This window comes from Dyella sp. C11, from assembly GCF_003121485.1.
In the GTDB taxonomy this organism is placed as follows: domain Bacteria; phylum Pseudomonadota; class Gammaproteobacteria; order Xanthomonadales; family Rhodanobacteraceae; genus Dyella.
In genome coordinates this window covers 49,838-66,583 of sequence record NZ_QAVX01000007.1, presented here as the reverse complement: position 1 = coordinate 66,583, position 16,746 = coordinate 49,838, and the positions used below count along the sequence as shown (strand labels likewise).

The window sequence follows — 16,746 nt, the reverse complement described above, 5'->3', positions numbered from 1 at the left end:
CCCGTTATCCGCCACCGTTATTCCCTCCCTCGCCGCTACTTCCCCCTCACCGCTATTCCCTCCCTCACCGTCATTCCGGCGAAGGCCGGAATCCAGTGACTTTCGTTCTATCGCTTGATCGGGCCAAAAGCAAAGGCGCTGGATTCCGGCCTTCGCCGGAATGACGGTGAGGGGCTACAAACCGTGAGGGGCTACAGACGTTGGGGCTTAGAAACGATGAGGGATGCAACACGTGCGCGAACGCTTGCCCCAGCCAGCCCCGCACCCTCTCCCCACCTCACACCGTCATCGGCGCCACTTCCGGCACCGAACGCGTCAGGCAGGTACCCACCTTGTCGTCCGGCCCCAGCGCATAGCAGTGCAACGTCAGGCGCGCACCGTTGCTGCTCGCATCGCCAATGTCGAGTGCATATCCATGCAGGCGCACGATGGCGCTGACGATGCTCAGGCCCAGGCCCGAGCCGCCCGTGGTGCGGCTGTTGGCGCCGCGATAGAAGCGCCGCGTCACCGCATCGCGTTCGTCGGCCGGAATGCCCGGGCCGCTGTCGATCACATCCACGCGCGGCCCACGCCGATCCATGCTCGCACGCAGGCTTACCTTGCCGCCCGTGGGCGTGAACTTGATGGCATTGCCCACCAGGTTCGCCAACGCCTCGAACAATAGGTGCGCGTCGGCGCGTACCGGCGCCAGCGACTGGATGTCCAGATCGAATGTCTGCCCGCGATCTTCCGCCACCGGCGCGTAGAACTCGTGTACCTGGCGAAGCACCTGGCCGATGTCCACTTCGTCGAAGCACGCCGCGCGATGACGATCTTCCAGCTCCGACACGCGCAGCAACGCGCGGAAGCGCGTCAGTACTTCGTCGATGTCGACGATGCACGATTCCACCAGGGCGGATTCGGGTTCGCCACCCAGTTGCTGCTGCGTGCGATACAGGCGTGCGCGCAATCGCGTCAGCGGCGTGCGCAGGTCGTGCGCGATGTTGTCGCTCACGCCCTTCACTTCATTCATCAGTCGCTCGATTTCGCCCAGCATCGTGTTCACGATGCCCGCAAGCTGGTCGAGCTCGTCGCCACGACGGCTTACCGGCAGACGCTTGGAGAGATCGCCCTGACGAATCGGATCGGTCGCTTCCTGCAACGCACGAATGCGCTTCTCCGGACCACGGCGCAACAGAAAGCCGCCGAGCAGGCCGGGAATGATGGTCAGTGAAATGCCCCACAGCAGCGCGCGTCGAATGATCGCGCCAATGCCGTCGATGGTGCTGATGTCCTTGGCAATCACCAGGATGTCGCCGTTCGGCAGCGTGGTGGCAAGGCCACGCGCACGCACGCGTTCGGCATCGCGGTCCGGGCGCGGCAAGCCATGCTTGAGCAGATGCACCTGGCCGTCGCGCAGCAGCGACGTCGGCAGGTGATCGATATTGCCCGCCACCGGCTGGTGATCCTTGTCGAACAGGCCTACCGACATGATGCCGTGCGGATCGATCGCGGCGGCATTATCCACCGTGGTCGACAGGCGCGCGGGATCGGTCGAGGCGATGTAGTGCATGCGCTGCTGCAACATCTGGTCGATGACCGTGTTGAGGTAGCGCGTGGTTTCCCACTGGATCACACCGACAAGCACCGCACCCCACACGACGAACAACGCGCCGTAGATGAAGATGAGCCTCGACGTGGTCGAGTGCCAGCTGTTTGGACGTCCGTTCATGACACCACCGAAGCGGATTCGTTGGCGGCCGCGATCATGTAGCCGGTGCCGCGTACCGTGTGGATCAGCGCCGACTGGCCGGTGCCGTCGATCTTGCGCCGCAGTCGTGCGATGTGCACGTCGATCACGTTGGTGCCGGGGTCGAAATGAAAACCCCACACCGTCTCGAAGATCATCGTGCGCGTCAGCACCTGCCCCGAGTTCCGCATCAGGAATTCGAGCAGGCGATATTCCGTGGGCAACAGCGTCAACGGCTGCCCGCCGCGATAGGCCACGTGACTCACCAGATCCAGTTCCAGGTCTGCCACGCGCAGGCGCTGCACAGGCTGCGGCTGGCGACGCCGCAACAGGACCTCGACGCGCGCGGACATTTCGTCGGGCGCGAACGGCTTGGTGAGGTAGTCATCGCCGCCGGCACGCAAGCCACGCACGCGTTCGTCGACATCGCTCAGCGCGCTGATCATCAGCACCGGCGTATCGCGTCCTTCACGTCGCAATTCAGCCACCACGTCGATGCCGTCCATGCCGGGCAACATGCGGTCCAGCGTGATCAGGTCGTACTCGCGCTGCAGGGCGTTCGCCAGACCTTCGCGGCCGTTGGCGACCCATTCGGCCAGCATGCCGTGCGCACTCAGCTCTGCGATGATCTCGCGCGCCGTGGTTTCGTCGTCTTCGATAACCAGCACTTGGGGCATGGCAGCCATGAAAAACTCTGGAGTCCGGTTCTGTGAAAGCGGAGGCAGTCCTGTCGCCGCAAAGCCAAATGGCCCCGGAAGGGGCCGTTGGTCATCTTACGCCTAGCGTGAAGATCAGGCGGCGAACAGGCCGCGCATCTTCTTCATGGCATTGGCTTCGACCTGGCGGATGCGTTCGGCAGAGACACCGTACTCGTCCGCAAGATCCTGCAGCGTGGCCTTTTCTTCGTTGAGCCAACGGCGCTGGATGATGTCGCGCGAGCGCTCATCCAGGTTCTGCAACGCCGAGGACAACGTATCGAGCTGGTTGTCGGCCTGGTCGGCGTCGGCCACGTTGTCGTACGGGTCCGCGCCTTCGTCGATCAGGAACGCTTCCGGTGCCGGCTTGGCATCTTCGTCCGCATCGGCCGGGGCCTCGAAACCGATGTCACGGCCTGACAGACGCGATTCCATCTCGCGCACCGTCGCTTCCGGCACACCCAGATCCTTCGCCACCACGCGCACTTCCTCGGCGTTCATCCAGCCCAGGCGCTTCTTGCTCTTGCGCAGGTTGAAGAACAGCTTGCGCTGCGCCTTGGTCGTGGCGACCTTGACGATGCGCCAGTTGCGCAGGATGAACTCGTGCATTTCGGCGCGAATCCAGTGCACGGCGAAGCTCACCAGGCGCACGCCCTGATCCGGGTCGAAACGCTTCACGGCCTTCATCAGGCCGATGTTGCCTTCCTGGATAAGGTCGCCGATCTGCAGGCCGTAGCCGCTGTAGCCACGAGCCACGTGCACCACGAAACGCAGGTGCGACATGACCAGCTTGCGGGCCGACTCAAGATCGTTGTCTTCGTTATAGCGACGCGACAGCGTCTGCTCTTCTTCCTGGCTGAGCACCGGAATCCGGTGGACCGCCGAGATATAGGCATCCAGACTGCCGACGACACTCGGCACCGGCAGGGTGGCGGTCACCAAAGCTTGAGACATGGATGGAACCTCCTGAATAGGGGATCAGCTTAGCACTCGGGTATTGAGAGTGCTAAAGGTCCCGGAAGGTTCCGGGACCTTTTGTTGAACTGAATAGTACAGGAATTTGGGTCACCTGTCCAGCAGGCCACCCAGGGGAGGCTTGACTATGCCGTGCCTACGGTTCAGCGACCGTGAAGTGCCTGTTTAGGCAAGTTCCGATCGCGGCGGCAGGGACCAGTCGATCGGCGCTACTCCCCGGCTCTCCAGGTACTGCTTGGCGGCCGAGAAGTGCCCGCACCCGATAAAACCGCGGTGCGCTGACAAAGGAGATGGGTGCACGGACCGCAAAATGCAATGGCGGCTACCGTCGATCAGCTGGCCCTTTTTCTGGGCGTACGAGCCCCACAGCATGAAGACCAGCCCTTCCCTTTCCCGGTTCAGGGCATCGATGGCGGCGTCGGTGAAGCCTTCCCAGCCCTTGCCCTGGTGGGAACCCGCCATGCCCTGCTGCACCGTGAGCGTGGCATTGAGCAGCAGCACGCCCCGGTCGGCCCAGGGCGTCAGGCAGCCGTGATCCGGCGCATTGAAACCCAGGTCGCGGTGGATCTCCTTGAAGATGTTCTGCAGGGACGGCGGCGTCTGCACGCCCGGGCGCACGGAGAAGCACAGGCCATGCGCCTGGTTGGGGCCGTGATACGGGTCCTGACCCAGGATCACCACCCTCACGGCGTCGAAGGGCGTGTGGTCGAACGCGGCGAAGATGTCCGGCCCGGGTGGATAAATCACCTTGCCGGCCTGTTTCTCGTTCCGCAGGAAGCCGGAAAGCTCCTGCATGTCCGGCCGTCCCAGGTAGTCGCCGATCCTCTGCTTCCAGGACGGCTCCAGCTTCACGCGATCGTCGGTCATGCAGCTTCGTCGTGCGCGCGCAGGTGCTGGGACACGCGCAGCTGGAACAGCAGCTTGGTCATCAACAGTTTTTCCTCGATGGGCTTCTCGACGAGGTCGTTGGCACCGGCGCGCAGCAGCGCAGCCTGGTTCACGGGGTTCTCGTCGCCCGTCATCACCAGCACGGGCAGCCGGCCCTTGCCGTAGTGGTATTCGCGGCGGATGCGCTCCAGCAGGTCGCCACCGGTGAGTTCGCCCTTCAGGCTCACGTCGGTGAGGACGATATCCGCGCCCACCTTGCCCTCGTCCTTGGCCTTGTCCAGCAGCACCAGGGCATCTTCCACGCTGACCACGTGGCGCACGGTCAGGCCGTGTTTTTCCAGGATGCGACGAGTGGCCAGCGCGACCACGCGGCTGTCCTCGACATAGAGCACTTCGCCCTCGGCCGATTCGGCAGGCTTCACGTAGCCGCGAATGAATTCCGCCAGCGCCTGGAAGCCCAGCGACTTGTCGAAATAGTCGGTGACGTGTTCGCCCAGCGTGCGGCTGTGCAGGCGGCCGTCGACGTCGCCGGACACCACCACGATGGGAACATAGGCCTGCGAGGCGGACTCGCGCACGTGGCGTGCGAGTTCCAGCCCGTCCATGTCGGGCAGGCGCAAGGCGATGGTGATGAAGTCGAATGCGCTGCCTTCCATCAGCTCCTTGGCTTCCGCGCCGCTGCCGGCGCCGACCACGTCGCTGTCGGGCAACTCGGCCTTCAACACGCGAGCGATCAGCTGGCGTACCACCTTGGAGCCGTCCACCACCAGCACTTTGGGCGCCGATCCCACCGCACGACTGCTGAAACTTCCACTCATCCCCTGTCACCCACGTGTTGGCTGGCGCTCCCTGCCCGCACTATGTCGACGCACCGTCCCGGCGCCGGGTAACCCCGAGCCGGCATGCTGCACCATCCCCGCCAACCTTGCATTACGGCATTGCCACGGCCGTGAGCCGGCGCACGCTTCATGCCGCCTTGCGCAGCTGCCATGCGCTGACCAGGCGGGCGCCCAGCCAGCCGAGCACCGCCGCCGCTACTGGCACAGCGGCCAGCAACCACACCGGCAGCGCGTCTACCTGCAACTTGCCCGCGTAGACCTGCCCCAGTTTCTGCACCGGCTCGGCCAACGCCAGCTCCACCAGCATGGCGAAGCCCACCGCCAGCACGCCGGCAAACAGGCCATACCAGATGCCGGCATAAAGATAAGGACGGCGCACGAAGGCACGGCTGGCGCCCACCAGCATCAGCACGCCGATTTCCTCGTGCCGGCTGGCAATGTCCACGCGCACCGTATTGCCCACCACCAGCAGCACGGCAACCGCCAGCAAACCGGCAAGTATCAGGACGATGCGCTCGCCCACGCCAAGCAGGGCTTCCAGGCGCTGGCGCCAGGTGCCGCCATCCTGCACCTGATCCACGCCCGACATGCCGCGCATGTCGCTGACGAGGCTGTCGACGCTGTCGGCACTCGCACCCGGCTTGGGCAGCACTTCCAGCACGAACGGCAGCGGATTCACGTCCAGCGTGTGCAGCGCGCCGGAAAAGCCCTGCATTTTCGCCAGCTCGTCCATGCCCTGGTCGGGCGACTTCACCTTGACGTCGGCGACCTCGCTGCGCTCGCGCAGCTTCTTGGCCATCATGTCGGCCGATGCCACGCTCTGGCCCGGCTGCAGGAACACGCTGATGGTCTGGTTCTGCCCGAGCGCGTCGCCCATCTTCTGCAGGTTGCCCAGCAGCAGGTAGAACGTCAGCGGCAGCGCCAGCGCAATCGCCATCACGGCGACCGTAAGCAGCGTACCGACCGGGCGCGACATCAACCGGCGCAGGCTCGCCGCCGCGCTCCAGCCATGATGCTCGCGCCAGCTCGCCACCGGCCGCGGCTTGCTGCGGATGCCGCGCGACTGATCGGACAGCAGCGGGCTTTCCATCGGAAATTCGGGTTGCGTGCTCATAGCACCTCCTGCGCGGCCACATCGGCGACGAGACGGCCGTGGTCGAGCACGATCACGCGCTTCTTCATCTTCTTGATCAACGGCAGGTCGTGGCTGGCGATCAGCACGGTGGTGCCCACGCTCTGGAATTCGGCGAACAGGCCCATGATCTCCACCGCCAGCGTGGGGTCCAGGTTGCCCGTGGGTTCGTCGGCAATCAGCAGCATCGGCTTGGCCACGATGGCGCGGGCAATGCCCACGCGCTGCTGCTCACCGGCGGAAAGGGTGGCGGGAAGCTGCCGCTCGTAAGCAAGCAGGCCAACCTTTTCCAACGCGGCGCGTACGCGCTTGCTGCGTTCCGGCGGCGCCATGCCACCGATCATCAACGGCAACTCGACGTTGGCGAACACGGTGCGGTCCATCAGCAGGCGATGATCCTGGAACACCATGCCCACGCCGCGACGCAACTTGGGAATGCCGCTGCGGCCCACTTTCGCGAGGTTCTGCCCTTCCAGCGTGACGACGCCGTGCGAAGGACGCTCGATCAACCCGAGCAGTTTGAGCAGGGTGCTTTTGCCGGCACCCGAATGGCCGGTGACGAACGCCATCTCGCCCGTCGCCACTTCAAAGGAAAGTTGCGACAGGGCCTCGTGGCCACCTTCATAGCGTTTGCTGACTTGGTCGAAGCGGATCACCGCGCATCCCCAATCCTGAATACGGGAAGGATAAGGGATGCGTGCGTGAAGGTCAGTCGGTTTCGTCTAGCTGTGCTGCCGCGGATTCAGCCCGCGACAGCCCTTGGCAAGCGATGGCTCAGTGACCGAACAGCTTGCGGCTCAGGCGACGGAAGAAACCGACCTTCTTCGGTGCTTCCTGTTCGGCCGGCTTGCCGGACGTAATCGCCACGTGGCGCGACGGACGCGAGTGATTGTTGCCTTCGCCCGCGTTGCGCTCGCGCGGCGGGCGACGCTCGCCACGCGGTGCGCGGCCACCTTCGGCGGCCTGGTTGGTGGTCACTTCGGCAGCCTGCACATCGCCACCCTCACGGCGACGATTGCGGCCACCGCGGCGACGGCGACGCTTGCGCTCCGCACCCTCGGCGGATTCACCCTGCGCCGGCGCGGGGGCCGTTTCGGTCTTCACCGGTTCGGTGCCTTCGCTGCCAGCCTCGGGGCGCGGCTTGCGCGGTTCGCGCGGCTTGTCGCCGCGCGGGCGATCACCGCTGCGACCGCCACGACCACCGCCACCGCCGCTGCCGCTGCGCGAACCCTTGCGCGGCGAACCGTCCTTTTCACGCTGCTCCACCTTGTCGCCGAACGCGGCGCTGTCGGCCGCGGCATCGGCGACGCACTGGGCATCCTGCTCGCGCGGCTGCGGCATCACCAGCATGACCGCCTCGATGTTGGCCACCGGAATGCGCTGACCGATGTAGGTCTCGATGTCCGGCAGGCTCATGGCGTACAGGTCGCAGGCGAAGCTGATGGCGTCGCCTTCGGCACCCAGGCGCGCGGTGCGGCCGATGCGGTGCACGTAGTCTTCGGCGTCCTGCGGCAGGTCGAAGTTGAAGACGTGGCTGACGGCCGGAATGTGCAGGCCGCGCGCGGCCACGTCGGTGCAGACCAGGATGTCGAGCTGGCTTTCCTGGAAGCGCTGCAACAGCTTCTGGCGCTTGAGCTGCGGCACGTCGCCGGACAGCGCGCCCACGCGGTAGCCGTAGCGCTTCAGGCGATCGGTGATCTTCTCGGCGGCGGCCTTGGTGTTGACGAAGATGATGCTGCGCTCGGCCTTGGTGCGCTCAAGCAGGTTGAGCAGCAACGGCATCTTTTCTTCCTTGGCCGGGAAGTAGACCACCTGGCGCACGCGGTCGGCGGTGACGTTTTCCGTCTCCACTTCCAGCTTCTCGGCGTTGTGCATGTGCTCGTAAGCCAGCTCCAGCACACGATGGCTGAGCGTGGCGGAGAACAGCAGCACCTGGCGCTGCTCGCGCGCCGGCAGGCGGCGGAAGATGAAGCGCACGTCCTTGATGAAGCCAAGGTCGAACATGCGGTCCGCCTCGTCGATCACCATCACTTCCACGGCGTCCAGGCTGAACACGTGCTGCTTGAAGTAGTCGAGCAGGCGGCCCGGCGTGGCGATGATGATGTCGCAGCCATCCTTGAGCTGCTGGCGCTGCTTGTCGTAATCGACGCCGCCGTAGATGAGCGCGGTGCGCAGGCCGGTGTGGCGGCCGATGGACTTGGCGTCCTTCTCGATCTGGATGGCCAGCTCGCGCGTCGGCGCAATGACCAGGGCGCGCGGGTCGCTGTCCTTGCGCTCGGCCACGGCCGGCGTGGTCAGCAGGCGATTCATCATCGCCACCAGGAAGGCGCAGGTCTTGCCCGTACCCGTCTGCGCCTGGCCGGCGACGTCGCGACCCGTCAGCGCGACCGGCAGGGTCAACGCCTGGATCGGCGTGCAGCGCGTGAAGCCTGCATCGTCGAGGCCTTTCTGGAGCAGCGGATGGAGATCGAAATTGGTGAAAAAGGTATCAGTGAGAACAGTTTGGGACATTGCGATAGGTATCTGGATGCAGGCAGCGCCTATAAGGCCGCCTGGCTCCTTGCCGGTGAGACGCTAACAAGGAACGGGTGGATGGTCGGCGCAACCGGGAGGTGGCGGCAGGCGAACCCGGTGGGGATCGCGCTTGCCAGCGCTACGGTTCCCTGGTCTGGCGCCGGCGGGAGCGGCGGCGTGCGACAGCTCCGCTGGCATAGGTCAAAGGACTGCGTGGCCCAAACCACTGTCAGTCAAGGAAAAACCCTTTCACCTATGTCAACGGAACCGTCCCTGGCCGCCCTTGAATCGCTTGAATCGTGCCCCGACTTCGGCTGGAATGGAGGCCTATCCGCCACATCGGCGGACATCCTTCCGGTACGACCCCGCGCTTCATGGGCGCCCCAGTGTAGCCGATGCTGGGCGCGCGGTCGTGAAACCCCTTACCCGCCTACCTTCGGAGACCCCGGTGAGCGACCTGATTACCCATGTAAGCGACGACGCCTTCGAGCAGGAAGTGCTCAATTCCGTTACCCCCGTGCTGCTGGACTTCTGGGCGGAATGGTGCGGCCCCTGCAAGGCCATCGCGCCGATCCTCGACGATCTGGCCAAGCAGTACGAAGGCAAGCTGCGCATCGCCAAGATCAACATTGACCACAACCAGAAGACGCCCCGCAACTACGGTGTCCGTGGCATCCCGACCCTGATGGTCTTCAAGAACGGCAAGGTCGAAGCCACCCAGATCGGCGCCGTGAACAAGGGCGTGCTGACCCAGTTGATCGACAAGGCGATTGCCCAGCCGGTCGACAAGGCTGTCTAAGACGTATCTGCACGTCAGCGTCATCTCAGAAAAACTTTTCTGAACTTTACCGGCCGCGGCGCTTTACGACGCCGCGGACCCGGTGCTAGATTTCCTCTCGCCTGTCGGGACTGTCCTGTCCCCCGCGCCATCCGCGCAACGCAACCTTCCCTCCTTTTTCAACGGCGCCCCGCAGAGGTTTGCCCGTGTCTGCTATCGAAAGCAAAGAATCCAACGACGCCAAGAGCGCCGACGCCAAGCCTGTGGCTGAAACCCGCACGCGCGCGCCGCGCAAGTCCGCTGCAGCGGCTGCCGCCGCCGCGGAAAAGGCCAACAAGCAGACGCCGCTGGACATGCCGCCGCTGCCGCCGGTCGAGCGCCCCGCGCCCGCTCCGGTAGGCGAGGCCCACGCTCCGGCGCCGGCGCCTGCCGCCGAATCCGCTCCCCAGCAGAACAACGAGGGTGGCCAGCGCCAGCCGCAGGAAGCCCGCGAGGGTGGCCAGCAGCAAGGCGGCGGCCAGCAGCAGAACGGCGGTGGCAACCCGAACTTCAACAACCGCAACGACCGTGACGGTCGCGGTCGTCGTCGTCGCCACGAGCGCAACAACAATCAGCAGCGCGGCCAGGGCGGCGGTGGCGGCAACCAGCAGCATCCGCGCAACAACAACGGCCTGCCGGTGGACGACGAGTACGCCGATGCCGGCAGCAACGATCGCCTGATCAACCTCACCGAGCTCAAGCGCAAGAACGCGATCCAGCTGGTGGAATTCGCCGAATCGCTCGGCATCCAGGAAGGCGTGGCCCGCGCCCGCAAGCAGGACGTGATCTTCTCCATCCTGAAGGCCCACGCCCGTTCGGGCGGCGGCATCTGGGCGGAAGGCGTGCTGGAAATCCTGCAGGACGGCTTCGGCTTCCTGCGCTCGGCCGATGAGTCCTACCTGGCCGGTCCGGACGACATCTACGTGTCGCCCAGCCAGATCCGCCGCTTCAACCTGCGCACCGGCGACTACATCACCGGTCGCGTGCGCCATCCGAAGGAAGGCGAGCGTTACTTCGCGATGCTCAAGGTCGACGACATCAACGGCGATCCGCCGGAAGCGTCGAAGAACAAGATGCTGTTCGAGAACCTGACGCCGCTGTTCCCGCGCAAGGCGTTCAAGCTCGAGCGCGGCAACGGTTCGACCGAAGACATCACCGGTCGCATCCTTGACCTTGTCGCGCCGGTCGGCCGTGGCCAGCGCGGCCTTATCGTCTCGCAGCCGAAGTCCGGCAAGACGATGATGCTGCAGAACGTGGCCCAGGCCATCCAGTACAACCATCCGGACGTCCATCTGATCATGCTCCTGATCGATGAGCGCCCGGAAGAAGTGACGGAAATCGCCCGCACCGTGCGTGCCGAAGTGATCTCCTCCACCTTCGACGAGCCGGCCGTGCGCCACGTGCAGGTTGCCGAAATGGTGATCGAGCGCGCCAAGCGCCTGGTCGAGCACAAGAAGGACGTGGTGATCCTGCTCGACTCCATCACGCGCCTCGCCCGCGCCTACAACACCGTGGTGCCCAGCTCCGGCAAGGTGCTCACCGGTGGTGTGGACGCCAACGCGCTGCAGCGCCCGAAGCGCTTCTTCGGTGCGGCCCGCAACGTGGAAGAAGGCGGCAGCCTGACCATCATCGCCACCGCGCTGACCGACACCGGCAGCAAGATGGACGAGGTGATCTACGAAGAGTTCAAGGGCACCGGCAACATGGAAGTGCACCTGAGCCGTCGCATCTCCGAGAAGCGCGTCTACCCGGCCATCGACATCAACCGTTCCGGCACCCGCCGCGAAGACCTGCTGATCGAACCGGACCTGCTGTCGAAGATCTGGATCCTGCGCAAGCTGCTGCATCCGATGGACGAGCTGGCCGCGATGGAGTTCATGCTCGACAAGATGAAGAACACCAAGTCCAACGACGAGTTCTTCAATTCGATGAAGCGCTGAGTCGCCCATCGAAACGCCACAGGCAAAGGCCACCTTCGGGTGGCCTTTGTCGTTTCAGGTGTTCCCGGGCACCTGAAAGAGGCTCTGAAAACGCCGCCTAGGCTGTTTGACGTATTTCCCGCCGCGCCAGACGCGTCACCATGCGTGAGCCGCCCGGCATCAGCCCCGTCGATGCATCGTGTTGTAAGCAAGGCGCAAGCATGCTGCACCCGATGTCCGAATCGACGGGTCACCTTGCGGAGCCGGCCACCGATGGTCACCTGTCCCATTTCAGCACCCTCACCGGCTGCTCATCGCCCGCCGTTCGTCATCACTCCCGCTCTCGCCCGGCGCCATGCCGATCGAGCGCATGCGAATGGCTGCATCACTCGTCCACGCTCTTGATGCCTTGCTGATCCGCAGCCGGCGTCATCGCGTGGCTGCGCCCTCGAACGACCTTCCCTCACCCATCGGGGTTCATCCCCAGAGGAGCATGCGATGAAGCACACTACGCTCGGGCTGGCACTGACGCTGCTGTTTTCATGCACCACCGCCGCGCTGGCCGCCGACAATGCAAAGACCATGGTGGTTCGCGACTACACCGACTCGGTCGCACCGGCGGACCAGGAAGCCTATGAAGCAGGCATCAAGTCCTTCAACCAATGCCTGAGCCAGCACGGCTTCAAATACAGCTGGACTGCCTGGGTGCATGAAACCGGCGACACGTATTCGTATTCCTACGTCACCGATCCACTGCCCTGGTCCGCGTTCGACGCCATGCAGGCGGCAGGCAAGGCCTGCGATGGCACGCTTCGCAGCGCCGTGAATCCGCACCTGAAGAGCGAGTACAGCGCCTTCATGCAGGTTCATCCCGACATGAGCCACCTGGCTCCCGGGCAGACCATCAACTCGCCCTATGTCGAAGTGATCAGCTTCAAGCTCAAGCCGGGACATGAGGCACGCGAGGCGTTCACCGACGTGGTGAAAAAGATCGCCGCGGCCGCGGACAAATCGAAATGGCCCAATCATTTCGCCACCGCGGAGATCCAGGATGGCGGTCACGATGCACCCGATTTCCAGGTCATCCTGCCGGCCAAGTCTTGGGAAGAACTGGGCAAGGACCCCGATACGCCGCTGTGGGCCATGGTGGAGAACGTCTACGGAAAGAGCGATGCACAAGCCATGCGCAAATCGCTCAACGATGCCGTGGTGGAACAAAATTCCCATGTGGACAGCATGAGCGCCGAGCTGACCTACAAGGCCGCAGGCAAGTAACGGCACGACCGCTGGAAACCTCACCCAAGAAAAGGCCGCCCTCAAGGCGGCCTTTTCTTGCGGTCGTTTCCGGCGCTGTATCACAGCCACCACCCGCCCCTATGGCCGTCTGCGTCGGCGGAGCCGTATCGTAGACCGGTGCCGCGATGGCCCGAACAGGCACGCGGAGCGAAGCCACGAACCAGCGCAGTCCAACCACCGCCCTCGACGCAGGACCGTAGCCCAAGGAGATGTCGATGAAAGCCGTCCCTGTACTGCTCGCCTTTGCACTCGCCAGCACCATCACCATGAATGCACGCGCGGCCAATGACGCACCCGGCGTCATCCGCACCTACACCGATGTCGTTGCGCCAGCAGAACAGGCCGCCTACGAGGCCGGCATCAAGTCGTATAACCAGTGCCTGGCGCAGCACGGCTTCAAGTACGCGTGGACGGCGTGGACGCACGAAACCGGCGACACCTACAGCTACACCTACACCACCGATCCCTTGCCGGCAGCAGCGTTCGACGCCCTATCGCAGCAGGCGAAGGCCTGCGACGACACCTTGCGCACGGCCATCAACCCGCACCTGAAGAGCGAGACCAGCGCTTTCATCCAGCCGATTGCCGCGCTGAGCCACCTGCCCAAGGACAACGCAAGCCACCACGCCTTCGCGGAAGTGAACTACTACAAGCTCAAGAACGGGCACGAAGCGCAGGAGACGTTCGCCGATGTGATGCACAAGATCAGCGCCGCGGCGGACAAGACGAAATGGAATTACTACTACGCCATCAGCGCGCAGGCATACACGGGCGGCACCGATCCGGAATTCATCATGGTCGTCGCGGATGACCACTGGGCCGACGTCGGCAAGATGCCCGACGTGCCGATGTGGAAGATGGTGGAGCAGGTGTACGGCAAGGACGAAGCACTGGCCATGCGCAAGTCACTCAACGACGCCGTGCAATACGAAACCGTGCATATCGAACGCGTGAGCGATGAGCTCACCTACCGTCCGGCGAGCAAGTAACGCTTTGAGACAAAGGCCGCCCTGGGGCGGCCTTTGTCATGCCTCGCGCTGTTGTTGAATCAGCTGTTGCCGGCAAAATCCGTCACCAGCGACACACGGCGGTTGGGCATGCCCTGCTCGCCCGTCGCGCCCTTCACCACCTGGCGGTTGCTCACCTTGCCGTAACCCACGGCACGCACCTGATCAGCGTTCAAACCACCGCTTTGCACCAGGTAGTCACGCACGGCCTGTGCACGCTTGAGTGCGAGGTGCTGGTTATAGGCGGCCGAACCGGCCGGGTCGGCAAAGCCCTCGGCGGTAATCACCGCGTTGGCGTGGTGATCCTTCATCACTTTGGCGAAGTCATCCAGACGATGCTTGTCCTCGTCGCGCAATGCAGTCTGGTTGGTGTCGAAGTGGGCGATCGTATCCACGTTGATGCGACCTGCCATGGCCGTGATCTGCGTGTCGTACTGCCCGAACTTCTGATGCATCTCCTGCGTTATCGCATCGATCTCTTGCTGCTGCTTCTGATCGTTGGCGCGCAGTTCTGCGACGGTGGCATCGAAATCGCTCTTCTTGACGTAACCGGTGCAGCCGCACAGGGCGACGATCATCACACCGAGAACGCCTCGACCGATGCGAGAGCGGGTAATTGCCATGGGGTGTCTCCTCTCGTTAGCGGTGCGCACGCCAGCCACTGGATCGGCAGGCGGTTCGCATGAGGAGTATGCACGGCAGGCGTCAATCCGGTGCCAATGCGTTCAAGCTACCGTTTGGACGTCTATTTGCAAATAGCGGATACACAAAAACCGCAGCCAGGTTCTTCACGGGCCGCAGTCCATTGCACCATGCGCCAAAAATCCAAAACACCGCATGAATACGGCGACCTCGCGACCTCAGGAACGGGCCGCGACCTTGCGAAAACGACGTTCCTGCACCTTCCACATGGCGATGCCATAACCCGCACCCGCCAACGCCCACCAGAGGAACACCGACTGCGCCGTGGTAAGGCGCGGGTGCGGAATCACATACGTCATGATGAGAAACAGCGGCAGGCCGTAGCAGAGCATGCCGCGCAACAGCACGTACCGGAGCATGCCCTGCTCACGGACCTTGGCCCAACGATCAAATTCCTTGCTCTGCATGCGTGCCCCGAAACATGGCGTCCTGAAAACGGAATCAAGCATGGAACGCGCGAGCGCCCCATGCGTTGAATCCGCCGGTGGAATTTGTTCAGAACTTAGAACTCGGTCCACTCGTCGGCGTTGGCCATGGCCGGCTTGGGGCTGCTCCAGGCGGCCTGGGACGGCGCTGCGGCGGCCTTGGGTACCGACGCCTCGGTAGACCGCCGAACCGCCGGGGAAGCCGCCTCACGGGGTGCCTCGCCCTGCAGGGTGAAATAAGCCACCTGGTTCACCAGCGACTGAGACAGGTCCAGCGTGTTGCGGCTGGCCGCACTGGCCTCTTCCACCAGGGCCGCATTCTGCTGCGTCACCTCGTCCAGCGTGACCACGGCGTTGTTCACCTGGCCGATGCCCGCCGATTGCTCCTCGGAAGCCGCCGCGATGACCTCGATGATCGTGCTTACCTCGCGAACGTCGCTGGCAATGTCGTTGAGCGCGCCACCCGTACGCTGTACCAGCGCGGCACCTTCGGTCACCTTGTCGGTGGTGTCCTGGATAAGCACCTTGATGCTCTTCGCCGCCGCACCGCTGCGTTGCGCCAGGTTGCGCACTTCCGTGGCCACCACCGCGAAGCCACGACCCTGCTCGCCTGCGCGCGCTGCTTCCACGGCCGCGTTCAAGGCCAGCAGGTTGGTCTGGAAGGCGATCTCGTCGATCAGCACCACGATCTCGGCGACTTCCTTGCTGGCCGTCGTAATGGCCTGCATGGCACCCACGGCGGAGCCTGCGATGTCGCGTCCCTCCTCGGCACGCTTGCGCATGCGCATGGCCATCTCGCGTGCCTGCACGGCGCCCTCGGCGTTCTGCTTCACCGTGCTGGAAAGTTCTTCCATCGACGCGGCAGTTTCTTCGAGCGAACTGGCCTGTTCCTGCGTGCGCTGGGAGAGATCGTCGTTGCCCTGCGAGAGATCACGCGCGGCCGAGGTCACCTGCTCGGCCACATCACGCACCTGCGTCACGATGCTGGCAAGCTGGCGGTCCATTTCGTCGAGCGAACGCAGCGTGTCGCTGAATTCGTCGTTGCCGCTGACCACCGTCGCATTGTTGAGCTTGCCTTCCTGGATTGCGCTGGCCAGTGCACGCGCCTGATTGAGCGGTCGCGTCACCGCGCGAATCAACACCACGGCCACGCCAACCAGCGCCGCAATGGCCAACAGCAGCACGGCCAGGGAGATCTGCCATGTGCGATGAAAACTCGCTGCGGCATCCTGCGCGGACTGCGCCGCCTGCTTTTCGTTGATCACGATCAGCTTGTCGATGGCATCCGTGGCCTTGCCCATCTCATCGGCCACCTTGCCGGTATGCAGCTGGCGGCCTTCTTCCGTCTTGCCGGCGTCGAGCAACGCAGCCTCGTGGCTGACATCGGCGCCACTGGCCTTGATCAGATCGTCGAATTCCTTGGCGACCGCGCGCTCGTCGTCGGCCGACACCATGTCGGGGTAGTAACGCTTCCATGCAGCCATCAGGCGCTCATGTCCCGCATTGATTCGCTGCACCGCGTCGTGGCGCGAGGAATCGATGATCGAGCGGTTGAGCGCCAGGCGATCTTCCACAATGGCGGCGCGAGCATCGCTGATCGCCGTCATGGCAAGCACGTTGTTTTGATACATGTCGTCGACCATCGCGTACGTGCTGCGCACGCCGTACAAGCCGACCAAACCGATAATCACGGCGGCCAACAGGGCCAGGCCCATGGTCGCGATAATCCTCAAACGAATAGTAAGACGCATGCTGCTACTTCCCCTGCTGAAGGGCGGATCACCCCCCGAGTGGGGTATCGGCATGGG

15 protein-coding genes are annotated in these 16,746 nt (G+C 64.1%); 4 read left to right on the top strand and 11 right to left on the bottom strand.

Annotated features, from left to right (window positions below; all coding sequences use genetic code 11):
* Positions 1 to 277 precede the first annotated feature (277 nt).
* The 8 genes from DK366_RS08805 to DK366_RS08770 form a co-directional block, all read right to left on the bottom strand.
* Positions 278 to 1,711 (bottom strand): HAMP domain-containing sensor histidine kinase, encoded by a 1,434-nt coding sequence (locus tag DK366_RS08805; RefSeq protein ID WP_109125171.1) that lies wholly within the window; start codon positions 1,709 to 1,711, stop codon positions 278 to 280.
* The gene (locus DK366_RS08800) at positions 1,708 to 2,406 is read right to left on the bottom strand and encodes a response regulator transcription factor (protein ID WP_109125279.1); all 699 of its coding nucleotides are present in this window, start codon (positions 2,404 to 2,406) and stop codon (positions 1,708 to 1,710) included. Before DK366_RS08800 ends, DK366_RS08805 begins: the two co-directional genes overlap by 4 nt.
* A gap of 114 nt (positions 2,407 to 2,520) precedes the next feature.
* Positions 2,521 to 3,378: an RNA polymerase sigma factor RpoH gene (rpoH, locus tag DK366_RS08795; protein ID WP_109125170.1), complete on the bottom strand. Its 858-nt coding sequence runs from the start codon at positions 3,376 to 3,378 to the stop codon at positions 2,521 to 2,523.
* A gap of 186 nt (positions 3,379 to 3,564) precedes the next feature.
* Positions 3,565 to 4,266, bottom strand: coding sequence for a uracil-DNA glycosylase (gene ung / locus DK366_RS08790; RefSeq protein ID WP_109125169.1), 702 nt, complete (start codon positions 4,264 to 4,266; stop codon positions 3,565 to 3,567).
* Positions 4,263 to 5,105 (bottom strand): response regulator, encoded by an 843-nt coding sequence (locus tag DK366_RS08785; RefSeq protein ID WP_109125168.1) that lies wholly within the window; start codon positions 5,103 to 5,105, stop codon positions 4,263 to 4,265. Before DK366_RS08785 ends, ung begins: the two co-directional genes overlap by 4 nt.
* A 148-nt stretch (positions 5,106 to 5,253) precedes the next feature.
* Complete coding sequence (ftsX, locus tag DK366_RS08780; RefSeq protein ID WP_109125167.1) at positions 5,254 to 6,240, bottom strand: permease-like cell division protein FtsX; 987 nt, start codon at positions 6,238 to 6,240, stop codon at positions 5,254 to 5,256.
* Positions 6,237 to 6,914 (bottom strand): cell division ATP-binding protein FtsE, encoded by a 678-nt coding sequence (gene ftsE, locus DK366_RS08775; protein WP_109125166.1) that lies wholly within the window; start codon positions 6,912 to 6,914, stop codon positions 6,237 to 6,239. The genes ftsX and ftsE overlap by 4 nt, the downstream gene beginning before the upstream one ends.
* 118 nt (positions 6,915 to 7,032) lie before the next feature.
* Positions 7,033 to 8,769: a DEAD/DEAH box helicase gene (locus DK366_RS08770; RefSeq protein WP_109125165.1), complete on the bottom strand. Its 1,737-nt coding sequence runs from the start codon at positions 8,767 to 8,769 to the stop codon at positions 7,033 to 7,035.
* Between the two features lie 451 nt (positions 8,770 to 9,220).
* Between DK366_RS08770 and trxA the strand changes: the two genes are divergently transcribed.
* The 4 genes from trxA to DK366_RS08750 all read left to right on the top strand — a co-directional run bounded on the left by trxA (position 9,221) and on the right by DK366_RS08750 (position 13,793).
* Positions 9,221 to 9,571, top strand: coding sequence for a thioredoxin TrxA (gene trxA, locus DK366_RS08765; protein ID WP_109125164.1), 351 nt, complete (start codon positions 9,221 to 9,223; stop codon positions 9,569 to 9,571).
* A 185-nt stretch (positions 9,572 to 9,756) separates the two neighbouring features.
* Positions 9,757 to 11,529: a transcription termination factor Rho gene (gene rho / locus DK366_RS08760; RefSeq protein ID WP_109125278.1), complete on the top strand. Its 1,773-nt coding sequence runs from the start codon at positions 9,757 to 9,759 to the stop codon at positions 11,527 to 11,529.
* Positions 11,530 to 12,006: 477 nt separating this feature from the next.
* Positions 12,007 to 12,783 (top strand): hypothetical protein, encoded by a 777-nt coding sequence (locus DK366_RS08755; protein WP_109125163.1) that lies wholly within the window; start codon positions 12,007 to 12,009, stop codon positions 12,781 to 12,783.
* Positions 12,784 to 13,019: 236 nt separating this feature from the next.
* Entirely contained in the window at positions 13,020 to 13,793 is a 774-nt protein-coding gene (locus DK366_RS08750) for a hypothetical protein (RefSeq protein ID WP_109125162.1), read from the top strand.
* Between the two features lie 59 nt (positions 13,794 to 13,852).
* Here DK366_RS08750 and DK366_RS08745 read toward each other — a convergent pair whose 3' ends face one another.
* From DK366_RS08745 to DK366_RS08735, 3 genes are all read right to left on the bottom strand, one after another.
* Positions 13,853 to 14,434: an OmpA family protein gene (locus DK366_RS08745; RefSeq protein ID WP_109125161.1), complete on the bottom strand. Its 582-nt coding sequence runs from the start codon at positions 14,432 to 14,434 to the stop codon at positions 13,853 to 13,855.
* A gap of 237 nt (positions 14,435 to 14,671) precedes the next feature.
* Positions 14,672 to 14,920: a hypothetical protein gene (locus DK366_RS08740; protein WP_232820976.1), complete on the bottom strand. Its 249-nt coding sequence runs from the start codon at positions 14,918 to 14,920 to the stop codon at positions 14,672 to 14,674.
* Between the two features lie 95 nt (positions 14,921 to 15,015).
* Positions 15,016 to 16,689 (bottom strand): methyl-accepting chemotaxis protein, encoded by a 1,674-nt coding sequence (locus DK366_RS08735; protein WP_198651487.1) that lies wholly within the window; start codon positions 16,687 to 16,689, stop codon positions 15,016 to 15,018.
* Positions 16,690 to 16,746 lie beyond the last annotated feature (57 nt).

What these genes read in the sequence shown, in the direction of transcription:
- ung (WP_109125169.1), bottom strand. Translation starts at nt 4,266, where the DNA reads ATGACCGACGATCGCGTGAAGCTGGAGCCGTCCTGGAAGCAGAGGATC.
- DK366_RS08755 (WP_109125163.1), top strand. Translation starts at nt 12,007, where the DNA reads ATGAAGCACACTACGCTCGGGCTGGCACTGACGCTGCTGTTTTCATGC.
- ftsX (WP_109125167.1), bottom strand. Translation starts at nt 6,240, where the DNA reads ATGAGCACGCAACCCGAATTTCCGATGGAAAGCCCGCTGCTGTCCGAT.
- DK366_RS08785 (WP_109125168.1), bottom strand. Translation starts at nt 5,105, where the DNA reads ATGAGTGGAAGTTTCAGCAGTCGTGCGGTGGGATCGGCGCCCAAAGTG.
- DK366_RS08800 (WP_109125279.1), bottom strand. Translation starts at nt 2,406, where the DNA reads ATGCCCCAAGTGCTGGTTATCGAAGACGACGAAACCACGGCGCGCGAG.
- DK366_RS08770 (WP_109125165.1), bottom strand. Translation starts at nt 8,769, where the DNA reads ATGTCCCAAACTGTTCTCACTGATACCTTTTTCACCAATTTCGATCTC.
- DK366_RS08745 (WP_109125161.1), bottom strand. Translation starts at nt 14,434, where the DNA reads ATGGCAATTACCCGCTCTCGCATCGGTCGAGGCGTTCTCGGTGTGATG.
- DK366_RS08805 (WP_109125171.1), bottom strand. Translation starts at nt 1,711, where the DNA reads ATGAACGGACGTCCAAACAGCTGGCACTCGACCACGTCGAGGCTCATC.
- DK366_RS08735 (WP_198651487.1), bottom strand. Translation starts at nt 16,689, where the DNA reads ATGCGTCTTACTATTCGTTTGAGGATTATCGCGACCATGGGCCTGGCC.
- DK366_RS08740 (WP_232820976.1), bottom strand. Translation starts at nt 14,920, where the DNA reads ATGCAGAGCAAGGAATTTGATCGTTGGGCCAAGGTCCGTGAGCAGGGC.
- rpoH (WP_109125170.1), bottom strand. Translation starts at nt 3,378, where the DNA reads ATGTCTCAAGCTTTGGTGACCGCCACCCTGCCGGTGCCGAGTGTCGTC.
- DK366_RS08750 (WP_109125162.1), top strand. Translation starts at nt 13,020, where the DNA reads ATGAAAGCCGTCCCTGTACTGCTCGCCTTTGCACTCGCCAGCACCATC.